Source organism: Actinomadura sp. 9N407 (assembly GCF_044326315.1).
Lineage (GTDB): Bacteria > Actinomycetota > Actinomycetes > Streptosporangiales > Streptosporangiaceae > Spirillospora.
In genome coordinates this window covers 62,842-75,446 of sequence record NZ_JBIRAW010000046.1, presented here as the reverse complement: position 1 = coordinate 75,446, position 12,605 = coordinate 62,842, and the positions used below count along the sequence as shown (strand labels likewise).

General features: G+C 70.3%; 10 protein-coding genes. 1 reads left to right on the top strand and 9 read right to left on the bottom strand.

The annotated features are described in order from the left end of the window. Positions 1-69: 69 nt before the first annotated feature. Positions 70-2,958, bottom strand: a complete 2,889-nt coding sequence (gene secA / locus ACH34Q_RS42980) for a preprotein translocase subunit SecA (RefSeq protein ID WP_395988985.1) — start codon at positions 2,956-2,958, stop codon at positions 70-72. Between the two features lie 186 nt (positions 2,959-3,144). Here secA and ACH34Q_RS42975 point away from each other — a divergent pair, with 186 nt between their 5' ends. Then, entirely contained in the window at positions 3,145-3,483 is a 339-nt protein-coding gene (locus ACH34Q_RS42975) for an HGxxPAAW family protein (RefSeq protein ID WP_395988984.1), read from the top strand. 62 nt (positions 3,484-3,545) lie between these two features. Here the strand turns inward: ACH34Q_RS42975 and ACH34Q_RS42970 are convergent, their stop codons facing one another. The 8 genes from ACH34Q_RS42970 to mtrA form a co-directional block, all read right to left on the bottom strand. Further along, entirely contained in the window at positions 3,546-4,709 is a 1,164-nt protein-coding gene (locus tag ACH34Q_RS42970; RefSeq protein ID WP_395988995.1) for a winged helix-turn-helix domain-containing protein, read from the bottom strand. Positions 4,710-4,793: 84 nt separating this feature from the next. Then, the gene (locus ACH34Q_RS42965; RefSeq protein ID WP_395988983.1) at positions 4,794-5,015 is read right to left on the bottom strand and encodes a hypothetical protein; all 222 of its coding nucleotides are present in this window, start codon (positions 5,013-5,015) and stop codon (positions 4,794-4,796) included. Between the two features lie 19 nt (positions 5,016-5,034). After that, positions 5,035-5,745 (bottom strand): response regulator, encoded by a 711-nt coding sequence (locus ACH34Q_RS42960; protein ID WP_395988994.1) that lies wholly within the window; start codon positions 5,743-5,745, stop codon positions 5,035-5,037. Positions 5,746-6,021: 276 nt separating this feature from the next. Continuing rightward, positions 6,022-6,681: a ribosome hibernation-promoting factor, HPF/YfiA family gene (gene hpf / locus ACH34Q_RS42955; protein ID WP_395988982.1), complete on the bottom strand. Its 660-nt coding sequence runs from the start codon at positions 6,679-6,681 to the stop codon at positions 6,022-6,024. A gap of 694 nt (positions 6,682-7,375) precedes the next feature. Next, positions 7,376-8,080, bottom strand: a complete 705-nt coding sequence (locus ACH34Q_RS42950; RefSeq protein WP_395988981.1) for a ComF family protein — start codon at positions 8,078-8,080, stop codon at positions 7,376-7,378. Positions 8,081-8,150: 70 nt separating this feature from the next. Further along, positions 8,151-9,911 (bottom strand): LpqB family beta-propeller domain-containing protein, encoded by a 1,761-nt coding sequence (locus ACH34Q_RS42945; protein ID WP_395988980.1) that lies wholly within the window; start codon positions 9,909-9,911, stop codon positions 8,151-8,153. Then, positions 9,908-11,533, bottom strand: coding sequence for an MtrAB system histidine kinase MtrB (gene mtrB, locus ACH34Q_RS42940; RefSeq protein WP_395988979.1), 1,626 nt, complete (start codon positions 11,531-11,533; stop codon positions 9,908-9,910). Before mtrB ends, ACH34Q_RS42945 begins: the two co-directional genes overlap by 4 nt. A 104-nt stretch (positions 11,534-11,637) precedes the next feature. Continuing rightward, positions 11,638-12,315 carry an MtrAB system response regulator MtrA gene (gene mtrA / locus ACH34Q_RS42935; RefSeq protein ID WP_395988978.1) on the bottom strand — a complete coding sequence of 226 codons (678 nt, stop codon included), beginning with the start codon at positions 12,313-12,315 and terminating at the stop codon, positions 11,638-11,640. Positions 12,316-12,605: the final 290 nt, after the last annotated feature.

Sequence of the window (12,605 nt, the reverse complement as noted above, 5' to 3'; positions counted from 1 at the left end):
CCCCCCCCCCCACCCCCCCCCCCCCCCCCCCCCCCCCCCCCCCCCCCCCCGCGACTCTGGAAACTCGCCCTACTTCTTGTTGCGGGGGTCGCCGTGGCAGCGCTTGAACTTCTTGCCCGAACCGCAGGGGCACGGGTCGTTGCGGGAGACGCCGGCGTACTCGTCGGCCGACTCCTCGCTGTGGTGCTCGACGCCGCCCTCACCGTCGACGGTCGGCGCGGAGTAGTCCAGCTTCTGCGGCCGCTTGCGGTCGTCCAGCCCCTTGGCCTTGATGGACGGGTGGTGCTCCGCCTTGTCCTCGGTGTCGTCCTCCGCCTCGGCGGGGACGTCATCCGAGGGGACGTCGTCCTCGTCCTTCTTGGCGGTCTTGGAGACCGAGACGGGCTCGGCGCCCACCTTGGGGGCCTCCGGCTGGTCCTCGACCTCGACCTCGAGGTTGAAGAGGTAGCCGACCGACTCCTCCTTGATGCCGTCGAGCATCGCGTTGAACATGTCGAAGCCCTCGCGCTGGTACTCCACCAGCGGGTCGCGCTGCGCCATGGCCCGCAGGCCGATGCCCTCCTGGAGGTAGTCCATCTCGTACAGGTGCTCGCGCCACTTGCGGTCGAGCACCGACAGCACCACGCGGCGCTCCAGCTCGCGCATGACCTCCGCGCCGAGCTCCTCCTCGCGCTTGTCGTAGCATGATTCGGCGTCCTCGCGGATCTTGCCCATCAGCGTCTCGGCGTCCAGCCCGGACATCTCGCCGCCGACCTCTTCGACCAGCTCGTCGATGTCGATCGAGATCGGGTAGAGCTGCTTGAACGCCTTCCAGAGCTTGTCCAGGTCCCATTCCTCGGCGAAGCCCTCGCTGGTGGCACCGGCGACATAGCCGGCCACGACCTCGTCGATCATGTTGCGGACCTGCTCGTGCAGGTCGGCGCCCTCCAGCACCTTGCGGCGCTCGGCGTAGATGACCAGGCGCTGCCGGTTGAGCACCTCGTCGTACTTCAGGACGTTCTTGCGCATCTCGAAGTTCTGCTGCTCGACCTGCGCCTGCGCCGACCGGATCGCATTGGACACGATCTTGGACTCGATCGGCACATCGTCCGGGATGTTCAGCCGAGTCATGATCGACTCGACCCGGGCGGAGTTGAACAGCCGCATCAGATCGTCCTCGAGCGACAGGTAGAACCGGGACTCGCCCGGGTCGCCCTGCCGGCCGGAACGGCCGCGCAGCTGGTTGTCGATCCGGCGCGACTCGTGCCGCTCGGTGCCCAGCACGTACAGGCCGCCGGCCTCGACGACCTCCTCGTGCTCGCCCTTGACCGCGTCCTTGGCCTTCTCCAGCGCCTCGGGCCAGGCCGACTCGTACTCCTCGGGCGTCTCCAGCGGGGAAAGCCCGCGCTGGTGCAGCTCCAGGTCGGCCCGGAAGTCGGGGTTGCCGCCGAGCATGATGTCGGTACCGCGGCCGGCCATGTTGGTCGCGACCGTGACCGCGCCCTTGCGGCCGGCCTCGGCCACGATCATCGACTCCTGCTCGTGGTGCTTGGCGTTCAGCACCTTGTGCTCGATCCCGCGCCGCTTGAGCATCTTGCTCAGCCGCTCGGACTTCTCCACCGACGTCGTGCCGACCAGGACCGGCTGGCCCTTCTCGCTCCGCTCGGCGATGTCGTCGACACAGGACTCGAACTTGGCCTGCTCGGTCTTGTAGACCACGTCGGCGACGTCCTCGCGGATCATCGGCTTGTTGGTCGGGATCGGCACCACGCCGATCTTGTACGTCTTGTTGAACTCGGCCGCCTCGGTCTGGGCGGTACCGGTCATCCCGCTCAGCGTGCCGTACAGGCGGAAGTAGTTCTGCAGGGTGATCGTGGCGAGCGTCTGGTTCTCGTCCTTGATCGTCACACCCTCTTTGGCCTCGATGGCCTGGTGCATGCCCTCGTTGTAGCGGCGCCCGTGCAGGATCCGGCCGGTGAACTCGTCGACGATCAGGACCTCGCCGTTCATGACGACGTAGTCCTTGTCGTTCTTGTAGAGCTCCTTGGCCTTCAGCGCGTTGTTGAGGAAGCTCACCAGCGGCGTGTTGACCGAGTCGTAGAGGTTGTCGATGCCGAGCCAGTCCTCGACCTTCTCGACACCGGACTCGGTGATGCCGACCGTGCGCTTCTTCTCGTTGACCTCGTAGTCGCCGGGGCCGTACTGGTCGACCTGGCCGGCGGTGCTGATCAGCTCGGCCCGCTTCAGCCGCGGAACGATCTTGGAGAACTCGCCGTACCACTTGGAGTTCTGCTCCGCCGGACCGGAGATGATCAGCGGGGTCCTGGCCTCGTCGATCAGGATCGAGTCGACCTCGTCCACGATCACGAAGTGGTGGCCGCGCTGGACGCACTCGTCCAGGCTCCACGCCATGTTGTCGCGCAGGTAGTCGAAACCGAACTCGTTGTTGGTCCCGTAGGTGATGTCGCAGTTGTAGGCGACACGGCGCTCGTCGGGGGTCATCTGCGGGAGGATGACGCCGACCTCGAGGCCGAGGAACTGGTGCACGCGGCCCATCCACTCGGCGTCGCGCTTGGCCAGGTAGTCGTTCACCGTGACCACGTGCACGCCGTCGCCGGACAGCGCGTTCAGGTAGGCCGGGAGCACGCAGGTGAGGGTCTTGCCCTCACCGGTCTTCATCTCGGCGATGTTGCCCAGGTGCAGGGCGGCCCCGCCCATCACCTGTACGTCGTAGTGGCGCTGGCCCAGCACCCGCTTGGCCGCCTCGCGGGCGGTCGCGAACGCCTCGGGCAGCAGATCGTCCACGGTCTCGCCGTCGGCGATCCGCTCCCGGTACTTGTCGGTCAGCTCGCGCAACTCGGCATCGCTCATCTCGAGGAAGTCCTCCTCGATCGAGTTGACCTGATCCGCGAGCTTCTTGAGCTTGCGCAGGATTTTGCCCTCGCCCGCACGAAGGATCTTATCGATGACTGGCGGCACTCTCGGAGGCTCCTTGCAGATCGTGGGTCACCGCTCCAGGCGGCACGCACACCACACGTACTATGCCCATCGTAGGCGAGACCCAGAATGGTCTAGGTCACGTCGCGACGCAATCCACGGCGCTTCCCGTTTGGCCCCGCGGGTCCGAGGAAGATCTCTCAGTGCACAATCTAGGGAGGCGTGGTCATGTCCGACGAATCACACGGTTCACATGCGGGGCGCCCCGGCTCATGGGTGGCCGTCGCCATCATGGTCCTCGGCTTCATCGTCGGCGGGGTCGCCCTGTGCCTGGGTCCGGCCTGGGTGTTCTTCTGGGTCGGCGTGGCGATCTTCGTCCTCGGCTTCATCGTGGGCGGGGTCGTCCACATCTTCTCCGACGTCGTGGTGGACGCCCCCCGGGTGATCCCGGAGATCGTCGATTACACCGTATTCGGCAGCCGTACCGATAAACGCCGCGGCGGCCGCAGAGGCGAGACGCTCGAAACCCCCGTCCACACCGACCCCCAGCACCCCCCACACGGCTGAGGCGTGTGCGTTTCCAAGACCCGGATCAGGTCGGGACACGTCCTAGACGCCGTCTGAGCAGCCTAGCCGGGTGTGTCGAGGGCGAGGGTCCGGCCGCCTTCGAGCGGGTCCATGCGTTCGACGCGAACGGCGTCGCATCCCACCCAGGCGGCGGCCTGGCGCAAAGCGGTGTCCAGGGCGGCGAGGGTCTTTTCGGTACGGGCCGCCGTCTTCACCGCCCAGGGCTCGAACGAGACCTGCCGCGCCACGAGGGTGCGGCCCTCGCGCGCCGGATCGACCCGTCCCAGGAGCCTCCCGCCTGACAGCAGGGGCATCGCGAAGTATCCGTGGACCCGCTTGGCCTTGGGCACGTACGCCTCCAGCCGGTGATCGAACCCGAACACCCGGGACGTCCGCGCCCGGTCCCAGACCAGCGAGTCGAACGGCGACAGCAGCGTCGTCGCGTGCCGGCCCCGTACGGGCTCGGCCAGCGCGGCCGGATCGGCCCACGCGCCCTGCCGCCAGCCCTGGACCTGTACGGGCACCAGCCCGGCCGCCTCCGCGTCCACCTGGTCGATCCTGATCCTGTAGTAGTCGGCCAGATCGGCCTTGGTGGCCACGCCCAGCGACCGGCCCGCCCGCGCGACAAGCCGCTTCAGGCACTCCGTGTCGTCCAGGTCCTGGGCGAGCAGCTCCGTGGGGATCGCCCGTTCGGCCAGGTCGTACACCCGGCGCCACCCGACCCGGCGCACGCAGACGACCTCGCCGATGTCCAGCAGCCACTCGATTGCGATCTTGTGGTCGCTCCACTGCCACCAGTCGCCACCCGACTTGGCCCCGCCCAGCTCCTTGGTCGTCAGCGGCCCCTCCGCCCGCAGGCGGTCGAGGACCTGGTCGCAGATGCCTTCGGGGACCTTGTGCCAGCGCCATCCCCGCTTCTGGAACGCCCTGCGCCGGAAGGCGAACAGGGGCCAGTCGTCCAGCGGCAGCACCGAGGCCGCGTGCGCCCAGTACTCGAAGCCCGCGCCGTCGCCCCAATAGGCGCTCTCCACGGCGTCCCGCCCGACGGGACCGAGCCGTGCGTACGGGACCAGCTCGTGCGAGCGCGCCAGCACGGAGATCGTGTCGAGCTGCACGGCCCCCAGGGAATGCAGCAGGCCGGGGACGCCGCCGCGCCGCAGTCCGGCCCCCAGCAAGCCCTGCGCCCGCAGCTGCAGCCGCCGCACCTCGCCCGCGTCCAATTCCATCGCTTCCACGGCGCCGATGCTAGGCCACGACACCGACAAAACGGTATGGCCGGTGTCAGCGATCGACGGGGACGGGGTCCCGTGTCAGGGACCGGCGAAGGTGGAGGCCGACTCCAGCAGGCTCCGGCCGGTGCCGATATCCCCGGCGTCCGTGCCGTCCCCGCCGAGCGGGATCAGCCACGCGCCGGTGCTCGGGCAGCGGACCCGGCACGCTCCGCCGCTCCGCCGCTCCGCCGCTCCGCCGCAGCGCCGCAGCGCGCGGTACAGGGGCGCGGCGGGCGCGGGGCACGGCGGGCACCCCGGCACGCAGCGGAACGGGAGATCCTCAGGTGATCTCGAGGAGCTTCTCCCGTACGGCGTAGACCACGGCCTCCATCCGGGAGTGCAGCTGCAGCTTCTCCAGGATGTTGCGGACGTGGTTCTTCACGGTGTTCTCGGAGATGAACAGCTCGCGGGCGATCTCCCGGTTGCCGAGGCCGCGGGCGACCAGCCGGAGCACCTCCATCTCGCGTTCGGTGAGCCGGGGCGCGGGGACCTGCTGGGTGCGCTCCTGGCTGCGCTTGGCCAGCGCGGCGAACTCGGTGATCAGTTTGGAGGCCATCGAGGGGCTGATCAGCGACTGGCCGCCGTGCACCGCGCGCACGGCGTGCGGTACCTCGTCGATGGAGATCTCCTTGAGCAGGTAGCCGCTGGCCCCTGCCTTGATCGCCTCGAAGAGGTCCTCCTCCTCGTCACTGATGGTCAGCATCACGATCTTGGCGCTGGGCGCCGCGTCCTTGATCGCCGTGCAGGCCTCGATGCCGCTGCGGCGCGGCATCCTGATGTCCATCAGGACGACGTCGGGCAGCAGGTCGCCGGCCATCTCGACGGCCTCGTGGCCGTCCCCGCCCTCGCCGATGACCTCGATGTCCTCCTCGCCCTGCAGGACCATCTCGAGGCCGCGGCGGAACAGCGCGTGGTCGTCGACGATGAGCACCCGGATCGGATCGCCGGGGCCCTCTCCGGCCGGGCTGTCGCCAGTGGCCTGCCGGGGCACCGGGGCGGCGCCGCGAGCCTGGGGATTCTCGCTCACCTGAGGCGCGGCGTGGAGGAGACGCCGCTTCCCCCCTTCGCTGTTGGTGATCCTGGGGACGTGCGGAGGGTCACGCGGGCGAGGGGCCGGGGCGGGAGCGGGTGCGGCCGAGGGCCCCGCGTCGCGGGCGCGCGCTCGGCGCGCATCCATCGCCCCGGACCACCGCGTCCGCGGCTGTGCTGAGTAACGCCTTTCTAGATCATGGCACGCTCTGGGCGGTGACGTGACGCAGGTGCCACATCACTCTTCGATGAGGCGGATGACTCCGTAGTCCCAGCCCCTTCTCCGGTAGACGACGGAAGGGTGCCCCGAGGCCTTGTCGCGGAAGAGGAAGAAGTCGTGGCCGACCAACTCCATCTCGAAGAGGGCCTGCTCGATTCCCATCGGCTCGGCCTTGTGGAACTTCTCGCGGACGACGATGGGGCCGTCGCCCTCCATGGGGATGGGGATCAGGTGATCGTCGACGGCCTCGTAGTCGTCGGCCCGCTCCTCGGCCGCCGCGGCGGGCACGGGCGGCGGGGACGCCGGCAGCACGTCCGGAACGGCGTCGGGGATCGGCTCCATCGTGGCGAGCTTGGCCTGCGCCCGGCTGCCGTGATGGACCTTGCGGCGGTCGCTGTCGCGGCGCAGCCTGGACTCGAGTTTGTCCAGCGCCAGGTCGAGGGCTCCGTACCGGTCATCGGCCGCGGCCTCGGCCCGGATCACCGGGCCGCGCGAGCGGATCGTCAGCTCGACCCGTTCGCGCTTGTCGGCCATGCGTGGGTTGTGTTCCTGCGACACCTCCACATCGACCCGCCTGACCTTGCTGTCAAGCCGTTCGATCTTGGCCAGCTTGGTGTCGACGTGCCTGCGGAACCTGTCGTTGACGTCGGTGTGACGGCCCCTCACGATGATGTCCACGCGGGACCCCCCTTCTCCCGATTGCGATCCTCGCCCGCCCCCGCATCCCTGCTTCGGGGAGCGGACGCCACGACCCGCTGGGGTCGCACCCGCCCGGCCGACCTGGTCTTCGTCCCCACATTCGCCTGCTGAGGGGTTCGCGGCGCTATCGCCACTACTGCCCTTCTCCCGTTACGGGGGATATCGGATCTCCCGACGAGGCAGGACTGACTTCTAAGGCGCACCGTGATCGGTCGACGAGAAGTCGCCTTACGTGGGCCGTTTCGCCTGCGCCTGGCATCGGCTTGCCGGATCGCCTGACGTGCTCCTGACGAGCACTGCGATCCGACGCAACCACGGACCCGGGCGGGTGCCATGTCAGGAACGCTAACCCCTAAAGCCGCGAATGTCAGGGGGCTGGAGGGAGGAAATACTCACAGTCCGTCATCGAAGAGGCCCCGCACGCCACCTCCGGCTCCCTCCCGCGCGCCTTCCGGAACGCCGCGATCGCCTCGCCCACAGGGCTTTCGGCCGCCCGCCCGGGTCCGCGCGACGAGCGCGTCCGGCCAGCTGACGAGTTTGGGAAACCTGTACCGCGACCCTCACAGCACGTGACCGTTCAAATCACCACGTTCACGGCGAGCAACGACACGTCGGGCGCCGATCGCTACGTTCGGTAACTCAGCACCGCCCACTCGGCGGGAAATGAAGAAACTCACCTCCGCGCGCCGTGCTTCACCGCGGGGCGGCGGCGGGGGGTGGCGGCGACCGTGGCGGCGGCGATCACTTCGGCGCCCGCCGCGCGGAGCGCGCGGGCGGCCTCCGCGAGGGTGCTGCCGGTCGTGATCACGTCGTCGACGAGGACGACCCTGCGGCCGGTCACGTCCAGCGCGGGCGGGACCTCCAGCGCGCCCGCCAGATTGGCCGCTCGCCGCCCCACCGTCAGTCCGGCCTGATCGGCCACCCGGCGGCGCTGCCGGAGCGCCTGGAGCCCGTTGACGGGCATCCCGGCCGTCCACAGCCCCGCGACCGCCGCCTCGGTCATCCGCCAGGTCGGATCATGGCCCCGGCGGCGGACCGCCGCCCGTCCCGAGGGCACCGGCACCACGGTCGCGCCGTGCTGCCCGCCGTGCTGGAACAGGACGGTCTGGACGGTACGGCCCAGCGCCTCGCCCAGGGGACGGGCCAGCGACGTCCGCCCGGATTCCTTGTGGGCGGCGATGATGGATCTGATCGGGCCCTCGTACGTCGTGGCCGTCCAGGGGCGCGGCAGGCCCGTAGGAACGGGATCAGGCCACGCTGGACGGGGTAAGGCGGTCAGGAGACCGGCGCAGGACCCGCATAAAAGGGCGGGCGGACGGCCGCAGCCCGCGCAGAGCTGCGGCAGGAGGAGGTCCAGGAGAGCCGTCGCGAATCCCATGGATCCAGGGTGGCGAGCGCGGTACGGCCCGGCCAGAGGGGAACCGGATTGTGGATGACCGCCGGGAGTCTCAGCCGGGATAGGTCGGGTCGGAGGCGGGGATGTTGCAGACCCACTCGCTGAACCGGTCGCGCGGGGTCCGCTGGCGGCAGACCTGCTTCTTGTGGGACGCCCTCGTCCCGATCAGGACGGGCTCGTGCGGCGCGGCGGCGATCGACTGGGGCTGCCCGAGGGCACCGACGCCCAGGGAGCTGATCGCGCCGCCGCTGACCGGGACGAGGTAGGCCAGGATCTGGGAGTCGAGGTTCTTGCGGCCCAGGACGGCGAGGGTGCCGTAGTCGCGCCAGGCCAGGTCGATGGCGCCGCCCAGCTCGGAGCTGACCGGCAGGAACGAGCCGACGTCGGTGCCGTCGCGGCGGACGATCCGGCCGATCTGCACCTGGGCGCGGCCGTCCATGTTGACGATCGCGGCGGCGCGGACGCCGTCGCGGGAGACGCGGAACGCCAGCACCTCGCGGCCGGCCAGGCCCCAGTGCTCGACGCGTACGGGGGCACGGCCCCGGCGCTCGCGGACCCAGAGCCAGGACTTGTCGCCGCTGGACTCGACCGTCCACAGGCGGCCGTCGCGGTCCCAGGACGGGGCGGTGAAGCGGGAGCCCTTGTGCGAGGAGTTCAGCAGCGTACGGATCGTGACCGAGCCCGCGATCAGGTCTCCGACCAGGAGCTGGTCGCCCTTGGGGCTGACGCCGGCGACCTCGACGTAGTCGGGCGCGACGGCGGGACGGGTCAGCCGGCCTGCGTCACCGGTGGCGACCGGCTGCGGCTGGTCCTGCAGGAGCTGGCTGAGATGGCCGGCCGCGCCGATCACGTAGGCGTTCTTGTTGCTGGAGTCGCCGTCGGGGTCGTTGGCCTGCCAGGCCCGGACGGGCTGGGTGGCCGGCACGCCGTCCGGGACGACGGTCTCGCCCTCGATCTGCAGCCGCCAGTGCTTGATCTCCGAGAGCTGGCGCAGCGTCCAGCCGAGCTGGGCCGACATCCGTTCCACGTTGGCGCCGCGGGCCTCCTTGCTGAGGTTCACCGTGGCGACGTTCTTGCTGACCGACACGCCGCGCAGCTTGGTACCGGACGGGAACGTGCTCTCCACCGCCGGGCCGAGCCAGGCGGTCGGGCCGTCCAGCAGGGCCCGGACGAGATGCGCGGGCAGGTCCTGGCGGTTCACCAGCGGCAGGAAGATCCCGTTCGGGACGAGGGTGTGCCGGTCGGGCGCGAAGAAGAACAGGTTGACCGTACGGAACGCGCGGTCCACGTCGCCCTTGGTCAGCAGCAGCCCGGTCTGCGCCTGAGACGGAAGGGCGGTGACCCGCCACACGCCCTGCGAGGTCTTGCCGAGCTGGAAGACGACCTCGACGTTCTTGGGCGCGGCGATGTACTGGCCGCCCTGGTCGATGGTGCCGAGCTGCTGGCCCTGCACCCGCACGGTGGCGGTGGTGGCGTTCTCCTTGACGATCTCCGGCTCCTGCCGCTCCTGGTAGACGGTCACGGCGGGACGGGCGCCGGGCCGCCACAGGCCGGGCGAGGAGAGGTACTCGCGGGCGACGGCGTGGCCGTCGTCGAAGCTCGCGGAGGCCGCGAGGAAGCCGGAGACGATCTGCTGCGGTCCCCACTCGGAACGCGGCCGTACCGGAACGAGCCGGACGTACGGGTCGTCGACCTGATCGGCACCCTCGGCGGCCTTGCCGGTGATCACGCGGCCGCCGCTGGGCACGCCCGCGCAGCCGCCCAGCAGGAGCGCGGCCGCGGTCGCGAGACCCGCTACGCATCGCCAGCTCACTCTCCCACCTCCAGCTCCGCGAACACGGGCCGCGGGCCGCCGGCGCCCGGGGGCACCAGGGGCAGCGGGGAGCCGCGCAGCTCGGTTCCGGCGACCCGGGGCAGCGACAGCCGGAACTGCGAGCCCGCGCCGGGCTCGCCCCAGGCCTGCAGCCAGCCGCCGTGCAGCTGGGCGTCCTCGCGGGAGATCGAGAGGCCGAGCCCGGTGCCGCCGGTCGTCCGGGCCCGGGCGGGGTCGGCGCGCCAGAAGCGGTCGAAGACCATCTGGCCCTCGCCCGCCTTGAGGCCGACGCCGTGGTCGCGTACCGACACCGCCACCGCGTCGCGGTCGGCCGCCACGGAGACCACGATGTCCTCGCCCTCGCCGTGCTCGACGGCGTTGACCAGCAGGTTGCGCATGATGCGCTCGACGCGGCGGCGGTCGACCTCGGCCATGCAGGGCTCGCCCGGCAGCTGGAAGACGACCTTGCTGCCCTTGCGCTCGGCCAGCCCCTGGATGTCGCCCACGGCGCGCAGCACCAGGTCGCGCATGTCCAGCGACTCGGCGTCCAGGGTGGCCGCACCGGCGTCGTACCGGCTGATCTCCAGCAGGTCGGCCAGCAGCGACTCGAACCGCTCCAGCTGGCTCTGCAGCAGCTCGGCGGACCGGCCGACGGCCGGGTCGGAGAAGGTGTCGCGGTACTCGTACAGCATGTCGGCCGCGATCCTGATGGTGGTGAGCGGGGTGCGCAGCTCGTGCGAGACGTCGGAGACGAACTGCCGCTGGACCTGCGACAGGTCCTCCAGCTCGCCGATCTTCTCCTGCAGGTTGGCGGCCATCTCGTTGAACGAGCGGGCCAGCCGGGCCAGATCGTCCTCGCCGCGGACCCGCATCCGCTCCTCCAGCCGCCCGGCGGCCAGCCGCTGGGCGCCCTGCGCGGCGAGCCGTACCGGGATCACCACCTGCCGGGTGACCAGCGAGGCGATCGCGGCCAGCAGCAGCACCAGCACCGCGCCGACGCCGCCGAGGGAGCGGACGACGAAGGTCAGCGTGTGCTGCTCCTCGGTCAGCGGGAACAGGTAGTACAGCTCGAACTGGCCGGTCTTGCCGCCGACGATCAGGCCGGGCTCGTCGGGCTGGCCGATGTAGGAGAGCTTGCCGTAGGTGGACGCCCGGGTACCCGAGGCGCCCTTGCCGAGCTGGTCCCGCAGCCGCTGCGGGACGCTCTCCTTGCGCAGCTCGTTGGTGGCGAACCCGTCGAAGTACGGCTGGCGGACGTCGCGGATGTAGACCTCGTACAGCCCGGACGGGCCGCTGCGCGACTTCAGCGAGTTGACCACGGTCTCCAGCCGGCCGCCGGCGTCCTCGGACGGGTTGCCGAGATCGCGCTGCACGGCGGCCAGGCCCTCGTCGAGCTGCAGCCGAGCCGTCTTGATCTTGCCGTCCATCAGCGCCGTGGTGATCTGCTGCATCAGGAACAGGCCGAGGATCGCCACCACGATCGCCGAGATGAACAGCGTCGAGGTGACGACCCGCAGCTGGATGGAGCGGCGCCAGCGCACGTAGGCACGGCCGATCGCGCCGCGCAGCACCCGGCGCGCGGTGCCGAGCCCGCGGCGGACGAACCGCTTGGCCCGATTCATCTCGGGCCTGCTCATGTGGGGCCGGTTCATGTCGAAGCGGTCATTTCAAGCCAGTCATCTCGACGTGCTCATCACGCTCAGGGGGCGGGGGCGGAACGGCCCGTTCAGGCGGGACCGGCCTTGTAGCCGACACCGCGGACGGTCACCACGATCTCGGGACGTTCCGGGTCCTTCTCGATCTTCGCTCGGAGCCGCTGCACATGGACGTTCACCAGCCGGGTGTCGGCGGCGTGCCGGTAGCCCCACACCTGCTCGAGCAGTACCTCGCGGGTGAACACCTGGCGCGGCTTGCGGGCCAGCGCCACCAGCAGGTCGAACTCCAGCGGGGTCAGCGGGATGTGCCGGTCGCCGCGCTTGACCGAGTGGCCGGCCACATCGATGGTGATGTCGCCGATCTGCAGCGTCTCGGGCGCGGGCTCGTCGGTGCGGCGCAGCCGGGCGCGGACCCGGGCCACCAGTTCCTTGGGCTTGAACGGCTTGACGATGTAGTCGTCGGCGCCCGACTCCAGGCCGAGCACCACGTCCACGGTGTCGCTCTTGGCGGTCAGCATGACGATCGGCACGCCGGACTCGCCGCGGATCTGGCGGCAGACGTCGATCCCGTCGGCGCCGGGCAGCATCAGGTCGAGCAGCACGAGGTCGGGCCGGGTCTCCCGGAACGCCTCGAGCGCCTTGTCGCCGTCATGGACGAACGACGGCTCGAAACCCTCGCCTCTCAGCACGATGCCGAGCATCTCGGCGAGAGCGAGATCGTCGTCGACGACCAGTACGCGTCCTCTCATGGCCCTCATCGTCACTAAGTCGGGGTTCAGTGGGACTTGTCGAAAGGGGGAAACACACCTCAGCGTGCCAGGTTACCCGCGTTTGCCTGGTCCATGACCGCTCCGGTACGGCCGACCGGCGCCGCCGGCCCCGCCGCAGTCTGGCCCAAAGGGCGGATTGTAAACAAGACCGGCACCGCGGACGGACCGTTTGACCTCGATCGGTATCCCGCTCCCGCGAAGATCGCCCGCCGGGCCCGGCGGGACCGGCCATCCCGGCATCCCGCCCGTGGCAGGATGACCACACGAGT